24 protein-coding genes are annotated in these 25,816 nt (G+C 67.7%); 17 read left to right on the top strand and 7 right to left on the bottom strand.

Going from position 1 to position 25,816, the window contains the following annotated elements:
* Positions 1-178: 178 nt before the first annotated feature.
* Entirely contained in the window at positions 179-598 is a 420-nt protein-coding gene (locus tag IU459_RS15545) for an Hsp20/alpha crystallin family protein (protein ID WP_195130234.1), read from the bottom strand.
* Positions 599-770: 172 nt separating this feature from the next.
* On the opposite strand from IU459_RS15545, the gene IU459_RS15540 reads away from it, so the two are divergent.
* Together IU459_RS15540 and IU459_RS15535 are read left to right on the top strand one after the other, a co-directional pair.
* Positions 771-1,598 carry an SDR family oxidoreductase gene (locus IU459_RS15540; RefSeq protein ID WP_195130233.1) on the top strand — a complete coding sequence of 276 codons (828 nt, stop codon included), beginning with the start codon at positions 771-773 and terminating at the stop codon, positions 1,596-1,598.
* A gap of 287 nt (positions 1,599-1,885) precedes the next feature.
* Entirely contained in the window at positions 1,886-2,572 is a 687-nt protein-coding gene (locus tag IU459_RS15535) for a PAS and ANTAR domain-containing protein (RefSeq protein WP_195130232.1), read from the top strand.
* A gap of 30 nt (positions 2,573-2,602) precedes the next feature.
* Here IU459_RS15535 and IU459_RS15530 read toward each other — a convergent pair whose 3' ends face one another.
* Positions 2,603-3,679, bottom strand: a complete 1,077-nt coding sequence (locus IU459_RS15530) for an Rv2629 family ribosome hibernation factor (RefSeq protein WP_195130231.1) — start codon at positions 3,677-3,679, stop codon at positions 2,603-2,605.
* Positions 3,680-4,037: 358 nt separating this feature from the next.
* On the opposite strand from IU459_RS15530, the gene IU459_RS15525 reads away from it, so the two are divergent.
* Both IU459_RS15525 and IU459_RS15520 read left to right on the top strand, forming a co-directional pair.
* On the top strand, positions 4,038-4,238 hold the full coding sequence (locus IU459_RS15525; protein WP_195130230.1) for a hypothetical protein: 201 nt from the start codon (positions 4,038-4,040) through the stop codon (positions 4,236-4,238).
* A gap of 343 nt (positions 4,239-4,581) precedes the next feature.
* A complete protein-coding gene (locus tag IU459_RS15520; RefSeq protein WP_195130229.1) occupies positions 4,582-4,737 on the top strand; it encodes a hypothetical protein in 156 nt (51 codons plus the stop codon).
* 17 nt (positions 4,738-4,754) lie between these two features.
* Here the strand turns inward: IU459_RS15520 and IU459_RS15515 are convergent, their stop codons facing one another.
* A complete protein-coding gene (locus IU459_RS15515; protein WP_195130228.1) occupies positions 4,755-5,162 on the bottom strand; it encodes a hypothetical protein in 408 nt (135 codons plus the stop codon).
* 353 nt (positions 5,163-5,515) lie between these two features.
* On the opposite strand from IU459_RS15515, the gene IU459_RS15510 reads away from it, so the two are divergent.
* On the top strand, positions 5,516-8,275 hold the full coding sequence (locus IU459_RS15510) for a hypothetical protein (protein WP_195130227.1): 2,760 nt from the start codon (positions 5,516-5,518) through the stop codon (positions 8,273-8,275).
* On the opposite strand, the gene IU459_RS15505 is transcribed toward IU459_RS15510, so the two are convergent.
* On the bottom strand, positions 8,254-9,729 hold the full coding sequence (locus IU459_RS15505) for an MFS transporter (protein ID WP_195130226.1): 1,476 nt from the start codon (positions 9,727-9,729) through the stop codon (positions 8,254-8,256). The genes IU459_RS15510 and IU459_RS15505 overlap by 22 nt on opposite strands.
* 115 nt (positions 9,730-9,844) lie before the next feature.
* Here IU459_RS15505 and IU459_RS15500 point away from each other — a divergent pair, with 115 nt between their 5' ends.
* The gene (locus IU459_RS15500) at positions 9,845-10,501 is read left to right on the top strand and encodes a hypothetical protein (protein WP_195130225.1); all 657 of its coding nucleotides are present in this window, start codon (positions 9,845-9,847) and stop codon (positions 10,499-10,501) included.
* Positions 10,502-10,505: 4 nt separating this feature from the next.
* On the opposite strand, the gene IU459_RS15495 is transcribed toward IU459_RS15500, so the two are convergent.
* Complete coding sequence (locus IU459_RS15495; protein ID WP_195130224.1) at positions 10,506-11,381, bottom strand: LysR family transcriptional regulator; 876 nt, start codon at positions 11,379-11,381, stop codon at positions 10,506-10,508.
* Between the two features lie 70 nt (positions 11,382-11,451).
* Between IU459_RS15495 and dapA the strand changes: the two genes are divergently transcribed.
* The gene (gene dapA, locus IU459_RS15490; RefSeq protein WP_195130223.1) at positions 11,452-12,351 is read left to right on the top strand and encodes a 4-hydroxy-tetrahydrodipicolinate synthase; all 900 of its coding nucleotides are present in this window, start codon (positions 11,452-11,454) and stop codon (positions 12,349-12,351) included.
* A 32-nt stretch (positions 12,352-12,383) separates the two neighbouring features.
* Positions 12,384-13,922 (top strand): DHA2 family efflux MFS transporter permease subunit, encoded by a 1,539-nt coding sequence (locus IU459_RS15485; protein WP_195130222.1) that lies wholly within the window; start codon positions 12,384-12,386, stop codon positions 13,920-13,922.
* Between the two features lie 186 nt (positions 13,923-14,108).
* Here IU459_RS15485 and IU459_RS15480 read toward each other — a convergent pair whose 3' ends face one another.
* Positions 14,109-14,540, bottom strand: coding sequence for a type II toxin-antitoxin system Rv0910 family toxin (locus IU459_RS15480; protein WP_195130221.1), 432 nt, complete (start codon positions 14,538-14,540; stop codon positions 14,109-14,111).
* Positions 14,541-15,016: 476 nt separating this feature from the next.
* Here IU459_RS15480 and IU459_RS15475 point away from each other — a divergent pair, with 476 nt between their 5' ends.
* The 9 genes from IU459_RS15475 to IU459_RS15435 all read left to right on the top strand — a co-directional run bounded on the left by IU459_RS15475 (position 15,017) and on the right by IU459_RS15435 (position 24,631).
* A complete protein-coding gene (locus IU459_RS15475) occupies positions 15,017-16,387 on the top strand; it encodes an ATP-binding protein (RefSeq protein ID WP_195130220.1) in 1,371 nt (456 codons plus the stop codon).
* Positions 16,387-16,812, top strand: coding sequence for a roadblock/LC7 domain-containing protein (locus tag IU459_RS15470; RefSeq protein WP_195130219.1), 426 nt, complete (start codon positions 16,387-16,389; stop codon positions 16,810-16,812). The genes IU459_RS15475 and IU459_RS15470 overlap by 1 nt, the downstream gene beginning before the upstream one ends.
* A 73-nt stretch (positions 16,813-16,885) precedes the next feature.
* Positions 16,886-17,236: a DUF742 domain-containing protein gene (locus IU459_RS15465; RefSeq protein ID WP_039805398.1), complete on the top strand. Its 351-nt coding sequence runs from the start codon at positions 16,886-16,888 to the stop codon at positions 17,234-17,236.
* Complete coding sequence (locus IU459_RS15460; protein ID WP_195130218.1) at positions 17,211-17,816, top strand: GTP-binding protein; 606 nt, start codon at positions 17,211-17,213, stop codon at positions 17,814-17,816. Before IU459_RS15465 ends, IU459_RS15460 begins: the two co-directional genes overlap by 26 nt.
* Before the next feature lie 35 nt (positions 17,817-17,851).
* Positions 17,852-19,087, top strand: a complete 1,236-nt coding sequence (locus IU459_RS15455; protein WP_195130311.1) for a cytochrome P450 — start codon at positions 17,852-17,854, stop codon at positions 19,085-19,087.
* Between the two features lie 12 nt (positions 19,088-19,099).
* Positions 19,100-20,329 carry a cytochrome P450 family protein gene (locus IU459_RS15450; RefSeq protein ID WP_195130217.1) on the top strand — a complete coding sequence of 410 codons (1,230 nt, stop codon included), beginning with the start codon at positions 19,100-19,102 and terminating at the stop codon, positions 20,327-20,329.
* Positions 20,330-20,633: 304 nt separating this feature from the next.
* The gene (locus IU459_RS15445) at positions 20,634-21,929 is read left to right on the top strand and encodes a cytochrome P450 (RefSeq protein WP_195130216.1); all 1,296 of its coding nucleotides are present in this window, start codon (positions 20,634-20,636) and stop codon (positions 21,927-21,929) included.
* A gap of 200 nt (positions 21,930-22,129) precedes the next feature.
* On the top strand, positions 22,130-23,392 hold the full coding sequence (locus IU459_RS15440; protein WP_195130215.1) for a cytochrome P450: 1,263 nt from the start codon (positions 22,130-22,132) through the stop codon (positions 23,390-23,392).
* Positions 23,393-23,401: 9 nt separating this feature from the next.
* Positions 23,402-24,631, top strand: a complete 1,230-nt coding sequence (locus IU459_RS15435) for a cytochrome P450 family protein (RefSeq protein WP_195130214.1) — start codon at positions 23,402-23,404, stop codon at positions 24,629-24,631.
* Between the two features lie 42 nt (positions 24,632-24,673).
* Here the strand turns inward: IU459_RS15435 and IU459_RS15430 are convergent, their stop codons facing one another.
* Positions 24,674-25,621, bottom strand: a complete 948-nt coding sequence (locus IU459_RS15430; RefSeq protein ID WP_195130213.1) for a pyridoxamine 5'-phosphate oxidase family protein — start codon at positions 25,619-25,621, stop codon at positions 24,674-24,676.
* Positions 25,622-25,816 lie beyond the last annotated feature (195 nt).

Genomic DNA, 25,816 nt, shown 5'->3' with positions numbered 1-25,816 from the left:
CGTGCGACGTGACCTCGGCGCCGGCCCCCGCATGCGGGCACGGGCGTCGCACAGGATCGCATCGACCTCCGCGAACAATCGTTCGAGGTCCGGGTCCAGCAACCAGACGTCCAGGTCGTCGGGCGATTGCGAGCACGGAACGAGACCGGTCATGACCTGCCTCCACTCGACCGTCCGGTCAGGCGTCGATCGCCGTGTGTCCGTCGCCGCGGTCTATTTCGATCTTGCGCGGCTTGGCCTTCTCCGCGAGCGGAATCGCCAGACGGAGGACGCCGTCGCGGTAGTCGGCGCGGACATGCTCGGTATCGACATTGTCGCCCAGGAACAGCTGGCGGCTGAATTCGCCGCGTGGGCGTTCCGTGGCGATCACTTCCCGATTGACGTCGAGTTCCGGGCGGCGCGCCCGAACCGTCACGGCGCCTCCTTCGACCTCCAAACCGAGGGAGTCCCGGTCGATGCCCGGGGCGTCGATCTCGACCACGAACTGGTCACCCTCGCGCCAAGCGTCCATCGGCAGCACCGTCGGCCCGGCCACCGTGCCGAACACCTGCTGCGTCAACCGCTCCAGATCGCGGAACGGATCGGTGCGCATCAGCATGGTCGTCACCTCCAACCCACTCTATGTCTTCATAGAACGAATCAGAAAACCTGTGCCAAGTGACACAGATTTCTTATAGCACCAACTTTCCTCCGGCGCAAGTGGTTGGGCGGGAAAATATGGCAGATGCCGAGGGGGGTGTGAGCCGCGGACGACGGGGTAGGAGCACACCATGCCTACTACAGCTCCGCTCCCGGAGGATCGCGCGGGTGCGCCGCTGCGGGCCGTGGTCACCGGAAGCGACTCCGGCATCGGCGCTGCGGTCGCGGTCGCGCTCGCGGGCGGTGGAACCGATGTGGGACTGACGTTCCACAGCGACCGGCAGGGTGTCGAGAACACCGCCGCGCAGGTGCGCGAACGGGGTATGACCGCCGCGATCCGCCGGCTCGATCTGGCGGATCTGCCGACCGCCGCCTCGGTGATCGATGAACTGGCCGAGGAGCTCGGCGGCCTCGACGTCTTGGTGAACTGTGCCGGGACCGGCTCGGCCCAGCAGGTCATGGACATGGACTTCGATACCTGGCGGCACGTCTTGTCGGTCGACCTCGACGGTGCGTTCCTCTGCGCGCAGCGCGCCGCCCGGCACATGATCGCCGCCGGCAAAGGCGGGCGGATCATCAACATCACCAGCGTGCACGAGCACGCACCCCGGGTCGGCGCCGCGCCGTACTGCGCGGCCAAGGCGGGCCTCGGTGCGTTGACGAAAGTGCTGGCACTGGAGCTGGCCGAACACGACATCACCGTGAACTCGGTTGCGCCGGGCGAGATCTCGACGCCGATGACCGGCCAAGAAGATGTCGATCCGCGCGACCAGTATCGGCCGGGGGTACCGCTGGGGCGTACCGGTCACGCCAAGGAGGTCGCCGCCGTGGTGGCCTTCCTCGCGACACCGGCGGCAGGCTATGTCACCGGCGCCTCCTATGTCGTCGACGGAGGAATGCTCCTGATGGGCCCGCAGGCCAGCACGCTGCTGCCGGACGAGAAGTGGCGCACGCCTTAGCTTTCCGTCGAGATCGCGCTTGCCGTCCTCGATATCGATACCGAGAGGCATCGGGTGGCCTTCGGGATCGCCGCAACGGTCCCGTTACCGGCGAGGGCCAGGATGCGCGCCCGGTTCTGGACGCCGAGCCTGGTGACGGGCAGTTGGAACCGGTTCATCGCACCTCGGCCGGAAAGGTCCGATGGCATGATCGTGATACCGGGCCGAGCAGTTGCGTGTGCCCCAGCCCGCCGCGGAGGCGGGACTACACTGATAGCCCCAGTAGGAGCTAGGAGCACACTCACGCGATGAACGAATCGGGCGATCCGATCGTGGACACGGCCGAAGGAACGGTAGCCCGGGTGGTCGGTGCGGGCACGCCCCAAACCGCGGGGAGTTTCCGGTTCTGGTTCGGCGATCAGCGGTGGGAGTGGTCGGACGAAGTAGCCGCGATGCACGGCTACGCGCCGGACACGGTGACGCCGACGACGGAGTTGTTGCTGGCCCACAAGCATCCCGAGGATCGGGAGCACGTCGCCGAGGCGATCGAGAAGTCGGTCCGCAACGCCGAGCCGTTCTGCAGCCGCCACCGCATCATCGACACCGCCGGGTCGGTGCATCACGTCATCGTGCTCGGCGACACGATGACCGACAAGGACGGCACCGTGGTCGGCACCGCGGGTTACTACATCGATCTGACCGCAACCATCGCCGAAGAACGGCAGGATTTGCTCGACGACACGCTGCCGAAACTGGTCGAGTCGCGCGCGCTGATCGAGCAAGCCAAAGGCGTGCTGATGCGCATATACCGGATCAACGCCGAGCAGGCATTTCACGTACTGCAATGGCGCTCGCAGGAAACCAACATCAAGCTTCGTGACCTGGCCGCACAGATCATCGCCGAGATGGATCAGGTGCCCCCGGCGCCACCGCAGGTGCAGACCGCCTTCGACCACCTGCTGCTGACCGTGCACGAGCGCGTTCCGAAGCGGTGACGCTCGGCGGTCGGATCCGGGCCGCCGGACTCAACGGTGCCGCAGCAGGGCGCCGACGCCGTCGCGCAGCGCTGTGGCGTCGTCCACCACGGTGATCGCGGCGTCGGTCGCCAGGGCGGCCACCGGCAGCGCCTCATCGGCTCGGCGCATCTCACCCGCCGTGCTGTTCGCCGCAGGGCCGATCAACGGGTTCGGGGTGGTCCCGGCCAGTACGAGCCGGTCGCCGAGTGTCCCGCGGTGGAGCAGCATCCGTTCCACGTTGGCGTCACGGAGCGCATTGGAGGTCCCGGCGAGGCCGTTCACCGCCAGGCCGTCCGGACGCCCGAGCTCGGCGGCGAAGCGGTCGAGCAGCTGCCTGCGCCGGTCGGTCGCCACCCGGTGCAGGATCTCGCGTACTTCGGCGTCGAGCGCTTTCGGATCCGAATTCGGTGCCAGCGTGCCGGATTCGGCCTCGATGACGTCCCGTCCCTTCGCGCCGATCTCCGTGCGCAACTCCGAGCGGGCCTGCACCTCTCCGGCGAGGACGATGACGTCCGCGTGCACTGTGTCGGCCAGTCGGTCCACTTCGCGGGCGAATTCGCGGATATTGCGCCGGGTGGTGTTCTCGACCCGTTGCTGAATCGTGCGATGGGACCACCCGCCGCGCCGCACCTTGTGCACCGGATGATCCGTCCCCCGCAGGGTCTCGCCGAATTCGTCGCGGTGCTCGTCGAGCGAGTAGAGTTCCGAGCCCACCCGGTCCACGACGGCGACCACGTGCGGTATCTGCTCGGACTCCACCTCGATCAGCGGCAGCAGGTAGGGCAGCGGCGAGACCCGGACCGTCTCGGCATCCGGTGGGCTCGGCAGTCGCTCGTCGGCGAGCACCTCGGTCTCATCGGCGATCAGCAGTCTGCCGCACCGTCCCTGCATCGGGGGATGCCGTTCGATCTCTTGGGCGAGCAGCCGGCGAATGCGGGGCCGCGCTCCGCTGCTTTCCAGCTTGGCGTCGATCGAACTCCACCGCAGCTCGAGTTGACGCGCCGCGTCTTCGGTGTCGTGGGAACTGTCGAAACAGACCGATGCGAAGGGGCCGTGCTTTTCGATTATCCGCCGAAGGTCGGCCATCGGTATCACCTGTTTCCGGTATCCCCTGTTTCCCTTTAGCGCACGAATATCCTCGCCGCTGACGCGCGTCTGCGAACGCCCGGAATCACGCGACCTGCGAACTCTCGGCGCCGCGGTGGGTTCGGACCAGCGGGTCGCTGGGGGAGTACCCGCGAATCCCGTTCCGAATCAGCACTCGTCCGTGCGGGCACGAGCGTGTGCCGTTCCGGCTCACGCCGCCGTACCGGTTGTGCGCGAACGCTTTTCGAATATTTTCGGCGGTGCGACGATTGGCCGGGATCGCTTCGGGTAGCGCTGTCGGTGTGGCCGTTGCGGACGGTCACGGATTTGGTTACAACGCACCGAAGGAGGATCCGCGATGCCTGACCCGAAGAATCCAGGTCAGTTCGGCAACCGTTCGGACACCGAGGAGCAGGCGCGCCGCGGCGGCAAGGCCAGCACCGGTAGCTTCGGCGAGAGCAACTCGGCCGATCCCAGTGCGGCCGGGCGCAAGGGCGCGGAAGCGCAGCCGACCGAGGCGAAGGTCCGTGGCGGCGAACACAGCCGCGCCGGACGCTGACGCCAGGAGCTCGAAGGGGCCGGGCGGCGAGTGACCGCCCGGCCCCTTCCCGGTGCGGATGATGACACGCGGGCGAGTGGCCATTTCTGCTGGTCGAACGCCCCGGAGCGGGACCGTGCGCCCTGCGGCGCCGCCGGCGGAAAACCGGAAAGATCGGTTTGTTCTGCGTTCCGCGTGGTATTGGTGGTATATATCGGACCGACAGCGTGGTCGTCCGACCCACGGGCGAGGAACCCGCGCTGCTCGACGACCAGCCGATTCGAAGCGATTCGTCGCGAACCACCGGTGCCGCGCGAACACGAGGGCCCTCCGCACATACCGCTCAGCGCAGAGGAACGTCATCGTGATCGAGAAGCCCGAAGCGCGCGTCGCAGACGACGACGATCGAGATCCCATCGTGTGGCCCGACCCCAGCCCGTTGAGCGGCTGGTGGGCCGAGGTCATGGCCCATCGCCGCATCACCCGATCCCACACGACCGCCGACCCGAGCCGCAACTGAGCCGCCCGGCGACACCCTCAGCGCGCCGGCCGTTGGATTGCTGACGCGTTGCCCAGGCCATCGAGCGCGAGTTTGAAGACAAGGACGCGTTCCGGAGTGGCGGCCCGACGAGTGAAGCAACGCAGCAGCAGCGCGTTGGTCAGCAGGTCGGCCAGGTCCGCGGCGGGCTGGTCGCCGGCGAACGTGCCGTCGCGCTGTCCGTGTTCGATCACCGGAACCACCAGAGCGGGGAAGCTCAATTCGCGTTCCACCGAAATGCGTCCGTCCGGTTCCGCGTATGTGTCATGGGCGACGACGGCCACCAGCGCGTGCATGAACGCGCGTTCGCTGGCGACCAGGCGTGCGAAACGCAGGAAATGGTGCTCCACCACCGAGGCGAATTCCTGGCCGAGCGCGATGTCGTCGGCGATGCCCTGCGCTCGCATGCGATGCCGAGTCGATGCGAAGTGTTGTCACGGAGGTCAGATCGCGGACCGGTGCGGCGGTATCGGTCGATCAGGGGATAGCCGACGACTCCGCTTTTCGCGTCACCGGTCGATCATTCGAACGATATTCCGACTGTCGTGGCGGTGCTACGTTCCCGCGCAGCACCGAAATCATCTATGTCGACGCCGAAATCAGGCATGACGAGAACCACTGGCTGCCGCGGTGCCGGCGTCTTCGAAATATCGGATGACCAGTATGTCGATGTAGCCGGGATCGTCTATGTGCCAGGGTGCCAACGACTTTGCAGTCTGCTTGAATAGTGCCCACATTCGGCGGAGGACACGGGGGTGTTATGTCCGGCACCAGAGTTGTCTCCTTCCAGGGAGTCGACGTGCTCGAAGACTTGCTGCGTTGGTTGGTGCGGCGGCCGCCGCGCGGCGAACGGATGCTGCCGATGGTCGGCCTATCCGGTGATCGCACCAATGTCGGGGCCTGCCTGGAGATGTTCGCCACCGCGCTCGGCAGCGCTGTGCACGTGACCATCGACGCGGCGCGTCTGGAACCCCTGCCCGAGGGCAGCTCCCTGGTGGAGGACACGACACCGGGGCTGACGGCATTGCGGCAACTGCTCTACAGCCTCTGCAAGGGCTTGTCGGCCGATCGCTTCGGAGGATTGCGCCCGTTGCCCTTTCGGCGCTACCGGCTGGCCGAGTGGCTGATGGCGCGCAAGCTCGAGTCCGACAACGAGCTCGACGAGCTGGCGAAGATGCTGCGCGAGAACTTGGGCCGATGGGGCGAGGAGCTGCTCGGCGAAGCGCAGCACTCGGTGGGGCCGCTGCAACGCTTGCTGTTGGGCGTGTTGCGGATCGTGTTGCCGACGGCGGTGTTCCGGGCACGCACCGGCGGACGGATTCCGGGCATCGGCCGCGAGTTCCGCTGGTTCATGCGCCAGCAGTATCTGGCGCCGGAGCAATCCAGTCAGTTCGTCGGGTTCGCCCACCGGCTCACCGAGGGCGCCCGCAGACACGAGAACGCGGAGCAACTGGCCAGGCTGCTGGTGCACGCCTTTCTCGAGGATCTGCGGGTGGCGTACCGCCGTCGGTGGTGGAGCATCGGCGCGGCACGGCGAACCACCTATCCCGTCGTCGTCCTGCGCTCGCTCGACGCCGAAATCGGTCCACGGTTGCTGGACCTGATCAACGACGTCCGCAACGAAACCGGCAAGGACGACCCGCTGCTGGTGCTGATCGGCACTCATACAGCGCCGGCGGACGTCACCGAGCGACCGGCGTATCGAGTGCCACGGATGTACGAGATCTGGCTGGACGGGCTCCCGGTCGCCCGGCAGCGCCAGCGACCGCGGGCTTGGCAGCTGTGGTTCGCGGTGCCCGCGACCAGAACCGACGACTACGAGCCGGATCCGTTCCGCCGGATTCAACCCCCCGCGCCGCCGTGGTGGGCGCGCCGGGTCAAGTCGGTGAGCGTCGCACTGCTGGTGGTCGTGATCGCGGTGGCGGCGGGCGGGTTCGCGGTATGGCAGCCGTGGGGTACGGGCAGGCCCGCGTGCGGCACAGGCGAACCCGTGCGGTGGGTGCGAATCGTGCCGAGTGGGGGCGGCAACTGTGTCGGTTTCAGCGCCTACGATCCCGATGATCCGGCCACCGGCGGTCGCGGCTTCCTGTTCGCCGGCGACGAGCCGGGCAGTCGCCGCCTGGTGGAAGTGCAGCGGCGGGTGTACCGGCAGAATCTGCGCGCCGAGCAGCTGGCCCGTGCGCAGCCGACGCGACCGCTGTTCACCCTGGTCTATTTCGGCCAGCTCAGCGGTGTTCCGGGCGATTACCCGGCGCAGAGCGAGGACATCGAGGGACTCGCGCTCGCCCAGTACCACGCGCTGGAATCGGTGCCGCCGTCGGAGCAGGTCACGCCGGACACGGTCCCGCTGATCCGGCTGTTGCTGGCCAACACCGGTCCGGCCAACCTGCAGGGCGAGCAGGTGGTCGCCCTGCTGGCCCCGCTGGTCCGCGCCGAGCCGAGCATCGTCGGGGCGATCGGACTCGATCAGAGCCGTACCGCGACGCTGGCCATGATCAACGAGCTGACCGGGCTCGGCGTGCCGATGGTGGCGCCGAGCCTGTCGGCCGACGAGATGGTGCGGTCCTCGCCGCTGTATTTCCAGATCGCCGCGCCGAACTACGCGATCGCCGACATGATCAGGCAGTATCTGAACTCCCTTCCCGGGTTTGCCCGGCGTGGGGCGCGCATCTACCACCGTCCCGATCCCACCGATCTCTATACCGAGAACATGGCCGCGGACCTGCACATCCTCGCCGAAGACGGGCGTGCGATCTGGGATGGGTCGTGGGACCTGCGCGACGCGTTCGTCAAGCCCGACAACACGGACGCGTGCGACGAGGTGCTGTTCTTCGCAGGCCGGGATTCGGAGTTCCCGGATTTCCTGCGCAGCCTCAACAAGGCCTGCGGCGACCAGCGCGTCATGCTGATCGCGGACGATTCGGTGAACCGGTTCATGGCCAGCGCGGAGCGGCGCCGGGCGGCCAACAGCGCACGCCCGCTGATCTATGTGGCCAAAGCCAGCCTGGTCACCTGCCGGAACAAAGGCCAGGGATTCCGTAGCCGCGTCGAGTTCTACAACCTTGCCACCACCGTGGATCCGGAGATCCCGAGTTGGAACGCCTGCGCCGAAGCGGACAAGCCCTTGGGTGAACGGGTTCAGTTGCATCCGCTGGGCGAGCGCGTCGCGTTGACCTATGACGCGGTTGGATTGTTCGTACGGGCCGTGCAGGCGTTGGCTCCGGCCGTCTCCGGTGTCTGGACCGAGCCGATCCCGATCAGCGCGGCCGCGGTGTGGGCCGCGCTGCGTGATCTGCCGCGTCAACCGGTGATCGAATCCAGCAGCGGCGTGCTGGATTTCTCGGTGAGCGAGGGCGCGGACGCGGGCCGGGTGGCGCAGGACAAGTGGGTCGGCCTGCTCAGTGTGGAGCAGATCTGGGATCCCTCGACCACCGCGGAGCCCGTGATGATCTACGGCTGCGGCCGGGCCACCGCGACCGACACCGCGCAGTGCCGTCCCTATCCGCTGGGCGGAGGCTGAGCGGCGGCCGTGCGAGCCGGCTCGCGGGTCGCGCTGAGCGGTTCGGCGAGCTCCTCCAGCGCACGCCGTTCGGCGCGCACGCCGTACGCCAGCTCCACCAGCCCGGCGGCGAACATGGCCAGCGCGCCGATGGTGAATGCCAGGGCGGTCTTGCCGGGGTCGCCCTCGTCGGACAGTTCGGCGAACACCAGCGGTCCCGCGACGCCGCCCGCGACGGTCCCGATCGCGTAGAAGAAGGCGATGGCCATCGCCCTGGTCTCCATCGGAAAGATCTCGCTGACGGTCAGATAGGCCGCGCTCGCGCCGCAGGAGGCGACGAACAACACGGCGGTCCAGCAGACGGTGAGCGTCACGGCGGACAACTGGCCCGCCGCGAAAAGCCATGCGGTGCACAGCAGGAGCACGGCGGAGCCGAGGTAGCTGCCCGCGATCATCGGTTTGCGGCCGACCGTGTCGAAAAGCCTGCCCAGCAACAGCGGGCCGAGGAAGTTGCCGAGGCACAGGACGGCGAAGTAGTAGCCGACCCGGTGGTCGGGAACGCCGAACGCTCTGGACAGGATGAGCGCGTAGTTGAACGTGATGGCGTTGTAGAGGAACGCCTGCCCGATGAACAGCGCAAGCCCCAGCGCGCTGCGGCGCGGATAATGCCGCACCATCACCGCCGCGATCTCACGGAAGGAGATGGCGCGCCGCTGCCGGATAACGATCCGCTGATCGGAGACATCGTCCAACGCCGCACCGCTGTCCGCACGGACCTGCTGTTCGATCGCGGTGACGGTCCGCTCCGCGTCGTCCTCGTGGCCATGGATGAACATCCAGCGCGGGCTTTCCGGAACATGCCTGCGCACCACCAGGATGACCAGCCCGAATACGGCGCCGAGCGCGAAAGTCAAGCGCCAGCCGATATTCGGTGCGAACAAGTCGGTGTTGAGCGCGACGATGGACAGCAGCGCGCCGCCGACCGCGCCGAGCCAGTAGGTGCCGTTGATGACGATGTCGGCGCGTCCGCGGTACTGGCGCGGAATCAGTTCGTCGATCGCGGAGTTGATCGCCGCGTATTCGCCGCCGATGCCGAAGCCGGTGAGGAAGCGGAAGAGCACGAACCACCACATCGAGAACGACAGTGCCGTCAGCGCGGTGGCGCAGAGGTACACCGCGAGGGTGATCAGGAAGAGCTTCTTGCGGCCGAATCTGTCGGTCAGCCAACCGAAGAACAGCGCGCCGGAGCCCGCGCCCGCGACGTACATCGCCGCGGCGACGCCGGATACCTGTGCCGCCGTGATGTTCAGGCCACTGGCCGGTTCCGACAACCGGCTCGCCACGCTGCCGACGACGGTCACCTCTAGCCCGTCGAGGATCCATACCGACCCGAGTCCGATCACGATCATCCAGTGCCAGCGTGACCACGGCAGACGATCCAGCCTGGCCGGGATATCGGTAGATATGGTCCGCACGGGTCACCACCTTCGCCGAAGACTGACGATCGGTTACCCCGGGCCGCCGCGGCCAACCGCTTGGTGGGCTAGGCTCGGAACGCGAGTGAAACGTGTTCTAGAAAGTGGTCCGCGGATGAAGACGATCTTCGCGCTGTGGGGTGTTCGGGACCTGCTGCAGGCCGACCTGGCGGCAAAACTGACCGGGACGGACGCGGTGCAGGTGAACGTCTCGGATGCCGCGGTCGCGACGGCGATGCTGCGGATCACGACGTTCGACACGCCGGTGCAGGCCGTCGTCAGCGTGTGGTGGACCGCGGATCCCCGACCGGCCGGGGCAGTCCAGGTGCTCGGCACCGTCGCCGAGCGGGTCGCGGGCTGGCACGTCGAGGAGGTGACTCCGATTCCGCCGCCGGTGGTCGCTCCGTTGGAGCGTGCGCCGGGACTGTCGAACATCGCTTTCCTGCGCAAGCCGGACGATCTACCGCATGCCGACTGGCTGGACCGCTGGCGCATCCGGCACACGCACGTCGCGATCGAGACCCAGGCGACGTTCGGCTATGTGCAGAACATCGTGACCGGACCCGCAACGGACGACGCTCCCGCCATCGCGGGCATCGTGGAGGAACTCTTCCCGATCGAGGCGCTCACCGATCCGCACGCCTTCTACGGCAGCGGCGGTGACGACGCCGAGCTGGCGCGCCGCGTGGACCGGCTGATGACCAGCGTGGCGACCTTCGGCGGTGACCGGAACCTGGACGTGGTGCCCACCAGTCGATATCGGCTGCGGTGACCGCTCAACGGTGCGAACGTCCCGCCGATTCGCGCAGCGCCACCCGCGCGGCGCGCACTGCGGGATGGTTGCCGGTGCCGCGTCGATAGGCCAGGCGGGTCCTTCGCCGCGTCGGCAGCGGGCTGAGGACGACCCCGGCCGGGCATTCCCGCGCGCCGAATTCGGGAACCAGTGCGACACCCTGTCCCGCGGCGACCAGCGCGAGCACGGTGCCGAAGTCGTCGGCATGGTGGCGGATGCGCGGGGTGAATCCGGCCGCCTCGCAGGCTCGCACGGTCATCGTGTGACACAGTGTGCCGGGAGTGCTTGCGATCCACGGGCTTTCGCGGTGATCGGCGAGGGGTTCGGTGCCGCGCGCGGCGAGGTAGACGATCTCTTCGAACAGCGGCTCGCTGTGCAGGGCGGGGTCGGCCGCGACCGGCACGTAGTCGTATTCCTGTACCAGCGCGACATCCAGCGTCTCGGCCCGCAGCGCGTCCGGCGCGAGCGCCGGATCCAGTTCGGTCACCCGCAGTTCCAGCCGAGGATGCGCAGTGCTCAGGGCGACGAGCGCGGAAGCGAGGATGGTCCGCACCGCGGTCGGGAACGCGCCGATGCGCAGCGTTCCGGTCAACTCGGTCCGGGTCGTGGCCAGTTCCGCGGTGGCCTGCTCGAGCACCGCGAGAATCGTCTCGGTGTGCGCGACCAGGGCCAGAGCCGCCGGGGTCAGCGTCACCCGGCGGCCGGTCCGCGCCAGCAGCGGTACGCCCGCCTCGCGTTCCAGCGCGGCGAGTTGCTGCGAGACGGCGGACGGCGTGTAGGCGAGCGCCTCGGCGACGGCGGCGATGGTCTCGCGGTGCGCGAGTTCCCGCAGCAGCCGAAGCTTGCGGACATCGAGCATCAGCTCAGCTTAAGTTCTGCGATAGAGATGTGAACTGGTTCTGATGTATTGATGCGATCAGGCTGGTGACATGACGCTCGCAGGTCTCTTCGTCCCTTTGATCACGCCGTTCACCGCCGATGGCGCGCTGGCCGCCGACGCTCTGGAGCGACTCGCCTGCGAGGTGCTCGGCGGCGGTGCGACCGGGATCGTCGCGCTCGGTACCACCGGGGAACCCGCGACGCTGACGGACTCCGAACGCGCGCAAGTGATCGGCATCTGCGCGCGGGTCTGCCGGGAGCACGACGCGCCGCTGATCGTCGGTGCGGGAACGAACTCGACGACCGGCTCGGTGGCGGCTCTCGCGCGGCTCGACGCCGGCAGCACCGCCGCGCTCGCCGTGGTCCCGTACTACACCCGGCCCTCTGAAGCCGGAGTCCTGGAGCACTTCCGCAGACTCGCCGCCGCCAGCCCGGTCCCGCTGATCGTCTATCACGTCCCATACCGGACCGGTCTGCCACTCGGCGCGGACACCTTGCTCGAACTCGCCGATCTGCCGAACGTTATCGGCCTCAAACACGCCGTCGGAGCCATCGACGACGCGACCATCGCGCTGATGAGTGCGCGTCCGGCCGACTTCGCGGTGCTGGCGGGCGATGACCGCTTCGCGGCACCGCTGCTCGCTCTGGGCGCATCCGGCGCGATCGCGGCCTCGGCGGTCGTGCACACCGCACCGTTCGCCGCGCTGGTCGATGCTTGGCGCGCCGGGCCGGTTGATTCGGCCCGGCTGCTCGGTCACCAGCTCGCGCCCTTGTCGGCCGCGCTGTTCGCCGAACCCAATCCGGCGGTCATCAAAGCAGTGCTCGCGGCGCAGGGCCGCATTCCGAGTCCGGCGGTCCGATTGCCCCTGCTGCCTGCGAGCGACAGTGCGACACGAGCGGCCTTGACGGCGCTGGCGGAATTGTCGGCACCAGGAATGCCGAATCGCTAGTGCGAACCTCGTGGAGCTGCCACCCTGAAGCGGTGACACAACCTCCGGATACCCAGGCGGCCGGGCCCGGCCCGACGGCCGACAAACTGGACGCGGCCGTCTTCAAGGTCGCGGGCGTGGTCGTCCTCGGCGCGATCATGTCGATTCTCGACATCACCGTCGTCAGCGTCGCGATCCCGACCTTCCAACGCGAGTTCGACACGAGCTACGCCATCGCGGCGTGGACGATGACCGGCTACACCCTCGCGTTGGCCACCGTGATTCCCTTGACCGGGTGGGCGGCGGACCGGTTCGGCACCAAGCGCCTGTACATCATGGCGCTGACTTTCTTCGTGCTGGGCTCGGTGTTGTGCAGCACGGCGTGGAACATCGAGTCGCTCATCGCGTTCCGCGTGATCCAGGGCATCGGCGGCGGCATGCTGATGCCGCTGGGCATGACGATCATGACGCATGCGGCCGGCCCGCAGCGGGTCGGCCGCGTGATGGCGGTGCTCGGCGTGCCGATGCTGCTCGGCCCGATCGGCGGCCCGATCCTGGGCGGCTGGCTGATCGAGAATTTCAGCTGGCATTGGATCTTCCTGATCAACCTGCCGATCGGCGTGGTCGCGCTGGTGCTGGCGGTCATCGTGTTCCCCGGGGACAAGCCGGAGCCGTCGGAGTCGTTCGACTTCCTCGGCATGCTGCTGGCCTCACCCGGTCTCGCGCTGTTCCTGTTCGGCGTCTCCTCCATTCCCGAGGAGGAGACGGTCATCGCGGCGAAGGTGCTGATTCCCGCCGCCATCGGCGTGCTGCTGATGGTCGCGTTCGTGTTCCACGCGCTGCGCACCGAGCACCCGCTGATCGATCTGCACCTGTTCGGCAACCGCGCGCTGACCTTCGCGGTGCTCACCATGGTGCTGTTCGCGATCGCGTTCTTCGGCGCGGGTCTGCTGCTGCCGACCTATCTGCAACAGGTGCGCGGTGAATCGGCGCTGCAAGCCGGTCTGCTGATCGCGCCGCAGGGCATCGGCGCGATGCTCACCATGCCGGTCGCAGGCCGCCTGGTGGACAAGATCGGCCCCGGCAAGATCGTGATCTTCGGCATCACGCTGATCGCGATCGGCACGGCCTACTTCGTCCAGCTCGACGCGGACAGCCCCTACCTCCCCATGATCGCCGCCTTGTTCGTGATGGGCCTCGGCATGGGCTGCACGATGATGCCGATCATGACCGCGGCCATCCAGACCCTGACCCACCAGCAGGTGGCGCGCGGCTCCACGCTGATGAACATCGTCAACCAGACCGCCGGTTCCATCGGCACGGCGACGATGTCGGTGGTGCTCACCAACCTGCTGAACAACGAGCCGCTCGCCCGCCCCGCGATCGCGGCGAACTTCGATCCCACGCTGGCGGAGAAACTTCCGCCGGGTGCGGTGGAAACCGGTCTCCAGCAGGCGGCGGAGGCATTCAGCCAAACCTACGTGGTGGCGCTGGTGCTGATCGTGCTGACGTTGATCCCCGCGTTCTTCCTGCCGCGGACCAAGCCGACGAATCCGGAGGTCGCCGAGGCGGCGGCCGCGGTGCACGCGTAGCCTCTTTCGTCCCGAGATCGCGTGTCCGAATGGCGATCTCGGGACGTCGCGTCCGATCGGCCGAGTGTCGGGTCGTACGTCCCTGCGCGGTCAGTGGTTCCCGAGGCCGTCGAGCACGATGGACCGCGGCCGACAAATCGAGATCGGCAATACCGGTTCGTTATAACAAAATTCGATGAATTGCGTTCAGGCGTAAAGGGCGATGAAACGGTCGAGGGATCGTTGGATATCCCCTTTGACGGCGCGGGCGACGCCCGAGCCGATCGGGCCGAACAGCGGTGGGCCGCCGAGTTCGATGTCGACGGTGACTTCCGAACCCGAGCCCTTCGGGCTGACGAGCAGTTGCAGGCCCAGTTTGGTGCCGCCCTTGCCCGCGCCGGTCAGTTGCAGCCTGCGTGGCGGTTCGGCGGCTCGCACGGTCCAGGTCACCCGGTTGCGCAGGCCCTTCACGGAGGCGATGCCGACCAGCTGGGTGCCGACGGTCAATTCGGCCGGAACGTCGCCGCGCCACGTTTCGTGCATGGTCAGCCACTTGTCGAGTTCGGCGAGGTTGGACGTGTGCGCCCAGGCCTCCGCGGGGGAGATCGGGACGTCGACCGAGACCTTCAGCTTTGCCATGGGCGCATGGTATCCGGTACCGGCGGTCCGCCCTCATCGGCGAACGCGGCTTCTGTCCGCTGATCTTCCGGACTCGGGTCCTACGCAGGGCGAACGGTGATCGAGTTACAGGGCAGCCCAACATTATTGCGCATCTATGTCGTGATCAGCGGCACCTATCGTCCCAGTTCGGAGAATCCGAAAAGTGTCTGCAGGATCGGCAGAGACTTCGCTGGAATGCTGCTAATGTGCGAATGGTCGGGTTCTGGTAACCGTTCGGACACGATTCGGGCGGTCGGCGATTCACGTGTAATCGCCTGTCCTGTGGGCACTGTGCGGTAGGGCGCTTCGGCGAGCGCCGGTGTCGACGCGGGGCTCCGGGGCTCCGACGCGGACTCAACCGACCGGTCCGTCCATGGTCGGCAGGCGAGGGAAGGCGAGCGAAGCAGGATGGCAGAGGGCCGATTCCCCGAGACCAGTCAACGACGAAAGAACTGATGAATCAAGATATCGCCGTGGTGCTTTCATGGATCCTCGCCGTCGCTGTGGTGATCGCCGTAGCGGTGGCGTTGTACGCAGTACAGTATGCCAAGGCTCAGCGGGTCAAAGTCGAGGCTCTGACCAGGGAACAGCGCGCGACGGAGGACACGCTGGAGCGGTTCGCCGCCACCACGCTCCCCGCGGTGGCCGAATCGATCCGCCGGTTCGACCCGCAGGTGCCGCCGGTCGAAGTCCAGGCGGGCATGGAGAATTCGCGGCTGGCGCAATGCCTGCGCTGGATCTCCGAGCGGTACGCCGACGAACTGAGCCTGATGCGCTCGGAGACCAGGGAACAGACCAACGCCGAAGCGCAGCAGGCGATCAAAGGCGCCGAGGAGGCCGCGCGTAACGAGGTCGCCGCCGCGTCACGCCAGGCGTCCAGCGCCGCGGTCCGCTCGTTCGGTACCTCCGTGGTCAGCCTCGGCGCCGACGTCAGCCAGGTGGTCAGCGCCGCGCTGCGCGAACACCGCGATGACCAGGTGTACGAAACCCTTACCCGGATCGACCACACCGTGCAGCAGATGATCCGTCAGGCGCAGTCCTACGTAATCGTCTGTGGTGGCCTGCCCGGCCGTCGCTGGCCCGCGCAGACGCTGACCGACGTGATCGGCGGCGCCATCGGCCGCGTCCGCGAATACCTGCGCGTGCGGCCGGCCCAGCTCGATCGCGTGGTGATCAGCCGTGCGGTGGAACCGCTCGTGCACACGCTGGCGACCTTGCTCGACAACGCGTTGCGGTATTCCCCGCCGACCTCCCACGTGGACGTCAGCTTCCAGGAGGGCCACCACGGCGTCACCGTGATCATCGATGACGCGGGCGTGCGGATGAACGCCGAGCAGATGGAGGAGGCCCGCCAGGTTCTCGCGCACGAGCGCCCCGTCGACATCCACCAGCTCGGCCCGTCGCCGAAAGTCGGCTTCCCAGGTATCGCCGCGCTGGCGCGCCGCTACGGCTTCACCGTCTACATCGACGGCCCGAACGTCTACGGCGGCATGCGCGCGATGGTCTACATCCCGGAGTCGCTGCTGGTCACCCCGCAGAACGTCCAGGAGGTCGCGCCCGTGACGGAGGCACAACCCGATCCGGTCACGGTTCCGGCTCCGGACGCGCCGAGCGAGCGGTCCGGCGAGGACGAGCAGTCGCTCGCGGTGCACGAGATCACCAGTGGCGGCCTACCGAAGCGACGCCGCCGAACGGTCGCGTTGGCCCCGGTCGGGCCGCGCACCGAACCCGGTCTCGCTCGCCCCGAGATCGCCGCAGCTTGGCAGACGGGTTCCAAGAGCGGCCGCGCCGCCGCATCCGATGACACGGAAGGGATGACATCCTGATGGCCACACCCGTGACCGACAGCAGCAACAAACTGGGCTGGCTACTCGAAGATCTCAGTATCGCCGGGGTCAGATTCGCGGTATTGCTGTCCGAGGACGGCCTGCGGATCGCGCACTCAACGGGGATCACCCGCGACGAGGCGGAACGTTTCGCCGCCGCCGCCTCCGGTCTGCGCTCGCTCGGCAAGGCGCTGGGCGAGTTCTGCGGTGATGCCACCAACGGTGTGCGGCAGAACATGACCGAGTACGACCAGGGCATGATCCTGATCACCGCCGCGGGGGAGGGCGCGCTGCTCGGCGTCGCGACCACCAACGACATCGATGTGGCCCTCATCGCGCACCGGATGAACGAGCTGGCCGGCCGGGTCGGACGCGAGCTGGGCAGCCAGCCGCGCAGGCGTGTAGACGGCGGCGAAATGCCATGATCGAGTGCGGCGAGCGAGTCACAGGCACCGCGCCGCTGGGCAGTACGGACCCGAGTAACCGCGAGGGACTGTTATGAGCAAGCCGCGGCGCGATCCGGACCTGGTCCGGGCTTACGTGCGCACCGGAGGACGCACCCGTCCCACTCGCGAGCTGGACCTGGTCACTTTGGTCCTGACCGCCAAAGATCCACTCCCCGGCGCGTCGCCCGATGCGCGCCGGGTCATGGCCCTGTGCAGTCGTCGGGGTGCGCTGTCGATCGCGGAGATCGCCGCGTACCTCGACCTGCCGCCATCCGTTGTCAAGATCGTCGCGTCCGACCTCATGGACGGCGGACATCTGGTCACTCCCACCCCGGCCGAGTCCCTGCCGGAGATCGCTCTGCTGGAGGAGGTACTCAATGGGCTCCGTGCTCTCGCCGTCTGATCGCGCCGTCGACTACGTGCCCGAGACCGTGACGCGCTCGGTGAAACTGTTGGTCGCGGGCAATTTCGGTGTCGGCAAGACCACGTTCGTGAGCAGCGTCTCGGAGATCAAGCCGCTGCGCACGGAGGAGACCATCACCGAAGCCAGTGTCGGCGTCGACGACATGGCCGGACTGCCCGGCAAGTCGCAGACGACCGTCGCGATGGACTTCGGCCGCATCACCCTCAGCCCCAAACTCGCGCTCTACCTGTTCGGCACGCCGGGCCAGCAGCGTTTCGTCCCCTTGTGGGAGGAGCTGGCCCGCGGTGCCCTCGGTGCGCTGGTGCTGGTCGACACCCGCCGCATCGAGAAGTCCGACGAGGTTTTGTCGGTGCTCGAAGAACGCGGTGTCCCGTATTCGGTGGCGGTCAACCAGTTCGAAGGCGCGCGGCACTACCCGCTCGACGAGGTGCGCGATGCTCTCGACCTGGAACCCGGCACGCCGCTGACGTCGCTGGACGCGCGGGACCGTGGCACCTGCCTGCGTTCGCTGATCACGCTCGTCGAATTCTTGTTCCACCGTTTGGAGTCTCGTCTTTGACCACGCCCCAGTCCTCGTCGACGCTCACCACCCATATGGCGGCGGCCGGCTGTCCGGTCGCGCACGGATCGCCGATCGACACCGATGGCCCCCGCATTCCGCTGTACTCGGAGGAATTCGCGGCCGATCCGCACGGGATCTACCGGGAGATGCGCAGACGTCACGGTTCGCTGGTGCCGATCGAACTGTCACCCGGTGTACCGGCCACGCTGGTGATCGGATACCAGGAGGCCGTGCGGATCCTCAACGATCCCGAGCACTTTCCGGCCGATCCGCGCACCTGGCAGAAGAACATTCCCGAGGATTCGCCCATCCGCCCCATGATGGAGTGGTACCCGAACGCGCTGCGCAACAGCGGGGCCGCGCATGCCCGCTATCGGGGTGCGTACACCACCAGCATCGACGCCATCGACCTGCACGAGGTGCACGCGACGGTCGAGCGCATCGCCATCCCGCTGATCAACACCTTCTGCCAGGCCGGATCCGCCGACCTCGTCACGCAATACGCGTTCCCGCTCGTCTTCGAAGTGCTCAACCAGATGGTGGGCTGCTCGGCGGAGCTGGGTCAGCGCGTGGCGACCGGCATGGCGATGCTCTTCGACACGGTCGAAGCCGCGAAGGGTATGCAGATGCTCTCCGAGGCGCTGATGGAGCTGGTGCACCTGCGCCGTGCGGATCCCGGCGACGACGTCACCTCGCGGCTGGTCCATCACCCGGCCGGCCTCGACGACGAGGAGATGCTGTCGCAGCTGATCAGCCTCTACGGCGCGGGAATCGAACCGCAGCAGAACCTGATCACCAACACGCTGCTGCTGATGCTCACCGACGACCGCTTCGGCGGCGACGTGCTCGGAGGCAGCCTGTCCACGCGCGACGCGCTCGACGAGGTGCTGTTCAACGACCCGCCGATGGCGAACTTCTGCATCACCTACCCGCGCCAGCCCATCCTCATCGCCGACACCTGGCTGCCCGCCCATCAACCGGTGCTGGTCAGTCTCGCGGCCTGCAACAACGATCCGGCGATCCGCGGTGGTGATCGCGCCGGTAACCGCTCCCATCTGGCGTGGGCGGTCGGACCGCACGCCTGCCCCGCGAAGTCCGTGGCGTCCGTGGTCGTCCAGGAAGCCATCGATCAGCTCCTCGATGCTCTCCCCGAAATGCGGTTGGCCGTGCCCGCGGACCAAGTGGTCTGGCGGCCCGGCCCGTTCCACCGGGCGCTGGCTGCCTTGCCGGTGGTCTTTCCCGCGTCCCCTCCGTTGAACCTCGTATAGGAGAGCGTCCCGATGTCGCATGAACCGATCGTCCTGGACCTCACCGGTTCCGATATCCAAGGCGAGTCCGCGCGGCTGCGCGAGCGTGGGCCGGTGGTCCTGGTGGAACTACCCGGCGGGGTGCCCGCGTGGTCGGTCACCGACGCCGTCGTGCTGAAGAGCCTGCTGGCCGACCCGCGGGTGTCGAAGGACCCACGGCAGCACTGGGCGGCCTTCATGAACGGTGAGATCACCCAGGAGTGGCCGCTGCACCCCTGGGTCGCGGTGGACAACATGTTCACCGCGTACGGGTCCGATCATCGACGGCTGCGCAAGCTGGTCGCGCCCGCGTTCACACACCGGCGCACCATGGCGCTGCGTCCACGCATCGAGGCGATCACCGAAAGCCTGCTCGACCAGCTGGCCGCGACCCCGCCGGGAGAGGCGGTCGATCTGCGCGAGGGCTACGCCTACCCGGTGCCGATCCAGGTCATCACGGAGCTGATGGGTGTGCCCGAGCACCTCGGCCCGGCCGTGCGCACCTGTGTCGACGGGTTCTTCGACACCTCGTTCGGGCCGGAACAGGCCCAAGCCAATTACCTCGAAATGTACCGGCTGATGAGCGAACTCGTGGCGTACCGGCGGGAGACTCCGGGCGAGGACATCACCAGCGTGCTGATCGCCACCCGTGACGAGGACGACGGGTCGCAGCTGACCGAGAAGGAACTCGTCGACACGCTGATGCTCGTCATCAACGCCGGGCACGAGACCACCGTGAACCTGCTCGACCAGGCCATCTTCGCGCTGCTGACCCGCGCGGACCAGCGCGCCGACGTGGTCGAGGGCCGGGTCCCCTGGTCCGACGTGGTGGAGGAGGCGCTGCGTTACGAGGCGCCGGTCGCGCACCTGCCGCTGCGGTATGCCGTCGACGAGATCGAGATCGCCGGTATCCGTATCCCCAAGGGCGAGGCGATTCTCGCCTCCTACGCGGCGGCCAACCGCGATCCGAAGGTGCACGGCCCCACGGCCGGCGAGTTCGACGTGCGGCGCTCCAACAAGGACCACTTGGCGTTCGGTTACGGCGCGCACCACTGCCTGGGTGCGCCGCTGGCCCGGATGGAAGCCGAGATCGCACTGCCCGCCATCTTCCGGCGCTTCCCGGAGATGCGCCTTGCGGTCGACCCGTCCGAAGTCGGCACCGTGCTGAGTCTGATCTCCAATGGACACTCCGAACTGCCGGTGTTCCTGGCGGCGGAGCAGTAGGACCGACCGACCGGGTCGAATTAGCACCGCGAACACGAACTTCGCTGACATGACATGCCAGACCGAAACCCGCGTAACCCTGATGGGAGACGCGGGTGCGGGTCTGTTCTCTGCTGCGGGCGAAGACGCCATCTCGGCCCGCATTGCGGTTTCGGCGCGAGATATGCTGTGCCCCAGGCGAATACGGCATCAGTCCGGATCCGCCACGACCACATCGACCACCTCGACGCACGTGACCGAGGCACGTGCGGTGCGCTTTCACCTTGCTCGTCGAACGTTTTGTCCCCGTTTTGGAGTCACGTTTTTGACCACGCCACAGTTCTCGCCGCACCCTACGGCCGCCGCGAACGGCTGCCCTGTCAAGCACGGTTCGCCGATCGATACCGACGGCCCGCGCGTCGCCCTGTACTCGGAAGAATTCGCCGCGGACCCGCACCGCGTCTACCGCGAGATGCGCAGCCGTTACGGGCCGCTGGTGCCGGTGGAACTGGCGCCCGGTGTACCGGCGACGCTGGTGGTCGGCTATCACACCGCGCTGCGCATCCTGAACGATCCCGACCACTTTCCGGCCGATTCGCGCACCTGGCAGGCAACGGTGCCCAGTGACTGCCCGGTCCTGCCGATGCTGGAGTGGCGTCCGGCCGCGATCCGCACGACCGGGGCGGCGCACACCCGCTACCGGCAGGCCACCGTCGCGGGCATCGAAGAGATCGACCTGTTCGGGCTGCGCGCCACGGTCGAGCAGATCGCGATTCCGCTGATCAACACATTCTGCGGCGAAGGTTCCGCCGACCTGGTCGCTCAGTACGCGTTCCCGCTGGCCTTCGCGGTGATCAACGCCATGCTCGGCTGCCCGCCGGACATCGGGCAGCGGGCGGCGATAGGCCTGGCCGCGATGTTCGAAGGTATCGAGGCCGAGCAGGGCAATGCGATGTTCGCTTCGGCGATGGCGGATCTGGTCGCGCTCAAGCGAACCCAGCCCGGCGACGACATCGTCACGGGGCTGCTGCGGCATCCGGCCGGGCTCGACGACGAAGAGATGATCCACCAGGTGCTGTCCGTGTACGGCGCCGGCATAGAGCCCACGAAGAACCTGATCATCAACACCCTTCGGCTGATGCTCACCGACCAGCGATTCGCGGGCGGCATTCTCGGTGGCAGCCTCTCGACCCGCGACGCGCTGGACGAGGTGTTGTTCACCGATCCGCCGCTCTCGAACTACTGCGTCACGTTCCCGCGGCAGCCGATGCTGATCGACGGTGTCTGGCTACCGGCGCACCAGCCCGTGGTCGTCAGCATGACCGCCTGCAACAACGATCCCCAGATCAACACGGGTGCGTACACCGACAACCGAGCGCACCTCGCCTGGAGTGTCGGTCCGCACGCCTGCCCGGCCAGGTCGGTGGCCTACCTGATCGTCCAGGACGCCATCGACCAGTTGCTCGACGCCCTGCCCGAGATGCGGCTCGCGGTCACCGCCGAGGAGCTGGTCTGGCGGCCGGGTCCGTTCCAACGGGCGCTGGCCGCGCTCCCGGTCGTCTTCCCGCCATCCCCTCCGTTGAACGTATTCCCGGACCCTCGAGGACCGTCGGCGTCATAGCCTCGATCCGCTCGGCGAGAGGACTGTCGCATACCGATTCAGAAGGGAGACAACCGCCCAGGGGCGTGTACATCGAGGTACGCGCCGATCGACCTGGCACCCCCGATACGCCTGTACCGAGTCGGCGTCCGTGACCGGAGCGCGTGCCCGCATGCTCGACCGCGGTCGCCGGCTGTCTGTTCGTTTCTGGAGTTACCTTCGTGACCACGCCACACTTCCCGCCGCCCGCCTCACCGAGCGGTTGCCCTGTCCAGCACGGTTCGCCGATCGACACCGACGGGCCCCGCTACGCGCTGTATTCGGAGGAATACGCCGCCGATCCCCATCGGGCCTACCGAGACATGCGCCGCAAGTACGGTCCGCTCGTTCCGGTGGAGCTGTCGCCCGGTGTGCCAGCCACCTTGGTGATCGGCTACCACACCGCGCTGCGCATTCTCAATGATCCCGAGCATTTCCCGGCCGACCCGCGCACTTGGCAGAAGGGCATTCCCGGCGAGTGCCCGATCCTGCCGATGCTGGAGTGGCGGCCGAACGCGTTGCGCAGCGCGGGCCTGGAACACCTGCGCTATCGGCAGGCGAACGTGGCGAGCATCGCGGAGATCGATCTGCACGCCCTGCACAGCACCGTCGAGCGGATCGCCATCCCGCTGATCAACGCCTTCTGCGAGGACGGCGCCGCGGATCTGATCAGCCAGTACGCCTTTCCGCTCACGTTCGCGGTGCTCAACTCCATGCTCGGCTGCCCGCCGGATATCGGGCAGCAGGTCGCGACCGGCATGGCCGCCATCTTCGAAGGCGTCAACGCGGACAAGGGCAACGCCATGCTCACCGATGCGCTGTTCGAGCTGGTGCAGATGAAGCGGAAGGAACCGGGCGACGACGTCACTTCCCGGTTGCTGCGGCACCCCGCGAACCTGGACGACGTGGAGATGATCCACCAGCTGGTCACCTTGTACGGCGCGGGCATCGAGCCGCAGCAGAACTTGATCGTCAACACCCTGCGGCTGATGCTCACCGACGACCGGTTCGCGGGAAACTTTCTCGGCGGGAGCCTTTCGACGCGCGACGCCCTCGACGAGGTCTTGTTCAACGACCCGCCGATGGCCAACTATTGCGTCAGCTATCCGAAGCAGCCGATCCTCATCGACGGGGTGTGGTTGCCCGCGCACCAACCGGTCGTGATCAGCATGGCCGGCTGCAACAACGACCCGGCGATCGGCGTCGGCGAACGCACCGACAGCCGCGCGCATCTGTCCTGGAGTGTCGGACCGCATGCCTGCCCCGCCCGGTCGGCCGCCTACCTGGTGGTGCAGGACGCGATCGATCAACTGCTCGACGCACTGCCCGAGCTGCGTCTGGCCGTCGCGCCGGAGCAATTGACCTGGCGGCCCGGTCCGTTCCACCGCGCCCTGGTGTCCCTACCTGTCGTTTTTCCGAAATCCCCTCCGTTGACAGTGCTTTAAGGAGATCCGATGGACACACAGCCCCTAGTACTAGACCCCGCGGGCACCGATATCCAAGGCGAGTCCGCTCGACTCCGTGCGCGTGGACCGGTCACCCTCGTCGAGCTGCCCGGCGGCGTGCGTGCGTGGTCGGTGACCGATGCCGAGCTGCTCAAGCGCCTGCTGGCCGACCCGCGGGTGTCCAAGGACGCCAGGCAGCACTGGCCTGCGTTCATCAACGGGGAGATACCGCAGGACTGGCCGTTGTTCCTGTGGGTGGCGGTGAACAACATGTTCACCGCGTACGGCGCCGATCATCGCAGGCTGCGCAAGCTGGTCGCGCCCGCGTTCACCCACCGCCGCACCCAGGCGATGCGTCCGTTGATCGAGGAGATCACCGAGAACCTGCTGGCCGAGCTGGCGGCGACCCCCGCGGGCGAGGCGGTGGACCTGCGCGAGGGTTTCGCCTACCCGCTGCCGATTCAAGTGATCAGCGCGCTGATGGGCGTTCCGGAATCCCTGAACGCCGGTCTGCGCAAGTGCGTCGACGGTATCTTCGACACCTCGCTCGGCCCGGAGGAGTCCCAGGCCAACTACATGGAGATGTACCGGATCCTGGGGGAGCTCGTCGCCTACCGGCGCGAGACGCCCGGTGACGACATGACCAGCCTGCTGATCTCGCACCGCGACGAGGAGGACGGTTCGCAGCTGACCGAACAGGAGTTGATCGACACGCTGCTGCTGGTCATCAGCGCGGGGCACGAGACCACGGTGAACCTGCTCGACCAGGCCATCTTCGCGCTGCTGACCCGCGACGATCAGCGCGCCCAGGTGACCGGCGGCGGTTCGGCATGGACCGACGTGATCGAGGAGGCGCTGCGCTTCGAGGCGCCGGTGGCGCACCTGCCGCTGCGCTTCGCGGCCGACGACATCGAGATGGACGGGATTCGCATCGCCAAGGGCGAGCCGATTCTCGCGTCGTACGCCGCGGCCAACCGTGACCCGAAGCTGCACGGCGCGACCGCGGACGAGTTCGACGTGCGCAGGCCCACCAAGGAGCACTTGGCCTTCGGCTACGGAGCGCATCACTGCTTGGGCGCACCGCTGGCCCGGCTGGAAGCCGAGATCGCCCTGCCCGGCATCTTCCAGCGCTTCCCGAAGATGCGGTTGGCCGCCGATCCGGCCGACCTCGGCACCGTATCCAGCTTCATCTCCAACGGCCATGCGAAGCTCCCGGTCTACCTGGAGCCCGCGGACTGACCCTGGCTGCCGCCGACGTGCCCGCGGCCCAGCGCGGGCACGTCAGCGCACGGCCTCGGACCTGCCGGACTTGCGGGCACGGGCGAGTCCGCGGCGGGCGAGAAAACCGTTTGCCAGCAACAGGATCGTCTTGTTCGGCGGCGCTGTGAACCCGGCGGCGGTGTGCGGCGCGTACACCGCCGCCGATTCGGAGACTTCGAGCCAACCGGTGTACTGCCGTGATTCCAGGCCGATCAGCTGCGGGCGATAGGCGTGCGCCAGCAGTCCGGCGCGGCGCCCGCCTTGCGGCAAGCCCGCCGGGACGGTGAGATGGACACCGCCGCCGCCGTTTTCGGCTACCCGCACCGGGACCACCGTGGGGAAGCCGTCGGCCTGCCGGTAGCCGAGCAGCCGATGCGGCAATTTCGCCACCCGCGCCGCGGCCTTCGTGACATCCACGCGCGCGCCGGTGCCTTTCGCGGGCGGCCGCTGCGGCTCCGGCTCGACGGATGGCATTGCCGCGCCGAAGATCTCGGGCGAGCCCGCGCCGTCGAGATCCGGCCACACGACGATCCGCTCGATCGTCACCGTCACCAGCACACGGTCGGCGTAGTACGCGCGAAGCCATCGATCCCAGAACACGCCGCGCCGCGGTGGGCCCAGATAGGGCGCCGACTGGTCGCCGATGCGGTCGAGCGTGTCCTGGTCCGGTGTCGGATCGAAGCTCGCCGTGCCCTGCACCAGCACGAATCGCGGGTTGTCGAGGTCGCCGACACCGTGCTCGCGAGCGTGGTACGCCAGCGCCGCCTTCGGGTCCCGTTTCATGCGCTCGAGTTTGCGCCCGAACCCGAGCGACGTCGTGAACCCGACCGTGCCCGCCGCCCGGTCGCGCAGCCCGATCGGCGCCACCGCCGATACCACCGCGCCGCCCGCCGGCGTCAGGTACGCCGCCGCGCAGGTCAGGTCGCCGGCGAGTACTTCGTCCACCTCGTCCGGCCAGGTGACTGCCATGGCCGGAGTCTACCGGCCTACGCCATCCCGCTCCGCGGCGTGTCGGCGGGATTTCGACTGGTTCGGGGTACGCCGGGAGCTGCCGTGGACGTGGGGTTGTGCGCTGGTAAGCGCAGGTGCGCACGCAATGTGGCAAGCGCCACTCGACATTCTCAGTGTAGGCGCGGAAGTCGTTGCCGTGGACTATCATCCACG

This window comes from Nocardia amamiensis, from assembly GCF_015477605.1.
Taxonomy (GTDB): Bacteria; Actinomycetota; Actinomycetes; order Mycobacteriales; family Mycobacteriaceae; genus Nocardia; species Nocardia amamiensis_A.
This window is presented reverse-complemented; position numbering and strand designations above follow the sequence as displayed.

What these genes read in the sequence shown, in the direction of transcription:
- IU459_RS15450 (WP_195130217.1), top strand. Translation starts at nt 19,100, where the DNA reads ATGTCGCATGAACCGATCGTCCTGGACCTCACCGGTTCCGATATCCAA.
- IU459_RS15545 (WP_195130234.1), bottom strand. Translation starts at nt 598, where the DNA reads ATGCTGATGCGCACCGATCCGTTCCGCGATCTGGAGCGGTTGACGCAG.
- IU459_RS15480 (WP_195130221.1), bottom strand. Translation starts at nt 14,540, where the DNA reads ATGGCAAAGCTGAAGGTCTCGGTCGACGTCCCGATCTCCCCCGCGGAG.
- IU459_RS15475 (WP_195130220.1), top strand. Translation starts at nt 15,017, where the DNA reads ATGAATCAAGATATCGCCGTGGTGCTTTCATGGATCCTCGCCGTCGCT.
- dapA (WP_195130223.1), top strand. Translation starts at nt 11,452, where the DNA reads ATGACGCTCGCAGGTCTCTTCGTCCCTTTGATCACGCCGTTCACCGCC.
- IU459_RS15430 (WP_195130213.1), bottom strand. Translation starts at nt 25,621, where the DNA reads ATGGCAGTCACCTGGCCGGACGAGGTGGACGAAGTACTCGCCGGCGAC.
- IU459_RS15465 (WP_039805398.1), top strand. Translation starts at nt 16,886, where the DNA reads ATGAGCAAGCCGCGGCGCGATCCGGACCTGGTCCGGGCTTACGTGCGC.
- IU459_RS15525 (WP_195130230.1), top strand. Translation starts at nt 4,038, where the DNA reads ATGCCTGACCCGAAGAATCCAGGTCAGTTCGGCAACCGTTCGGACACC.
- IU459_RS15535 (WP_195130232.1), top strand. Translation starts at nt 1,886, where the DNA reads ATGAACGAATCGGGCGATCCGATCGTGGACACGGCCGAAGGAACGGTA.
- IU459_RS15540 (WP_195130233.1), top strand. Translation starts at nt 771, where the DNA reads ATGCCTACTACAGCTCCGCTCCCGGAGGATCGCGCGGGTGCGCCGCTG.
- IU459_RS15510 (WP_195130227.1), top strand. Translation starts at nt 5,516, where the DNA reads ATGTCCGGCACCAGAGTTGTCTCCTTCCAGGGAGTCGACGTGCTCGAA.
- IU459_RS15470 (WP_195130219.1), top strand. Translation starts at nt 16,387, where the DNA reads ATGGCCACACCCGTGACCGACAGCAGCAACAAACTGGGCTGGCTACTC.
- IU459_RS15495 (WP_195130224.1), bottom strand. Translation starts at nt 11,381, where the DNA reads ATGCTCGATGTCCGCAAGCTTCGGCTGCTGCGGGAACTCGCGCACCGC.
- IU459_RS15500 (WP_195130225.1), top strand. Translation starts at nt 9,845, where the DNA reads ATGAAGACGATCTTCGCGCTGTGGGGTGTTCGGGACCTGCTGCAGGCC.
- IU459_RS15515 (WP_195130228.1), bottom strand. Translation starts at nt 5,162, where the DNA reads ATGCGAGCGCAGGGCATCGCCGACGACATCGCGCTCGGCCAGGAATTC.
- IU459_RS15530 (WP_195130231.1), bottom strand. Translation starts at nt 3,679, where the DNA reads ATGGCCGACCTTCGGCGGATAATCGAAAAGCACGGCCCCTTCGCATCG.
- IU459_RS15460 (WP_195130218.1), top strand. Translation starts at nt 17,211, where the DNA reads ATGGGCTCCGTGCTCTCGCCGTCTGATCGCGCCGTCGACTACGTGCCC.
- IU459_RS15435 (WP_195130214.1), top strand. Translation starts at nt 23,402, where the DNA reads ATGGACACACAGCCCCTAGTACTAGACCCCGCGGGCACCGATATCCAA.
- IU459_RS15455 (WP_195130311.1), top strand. Translation starts at nt 17,852, where the DNA reads ATGGCGGCGGCCGGCTGTCCGGTCGCGCACGGATCGCCGATCGACACC.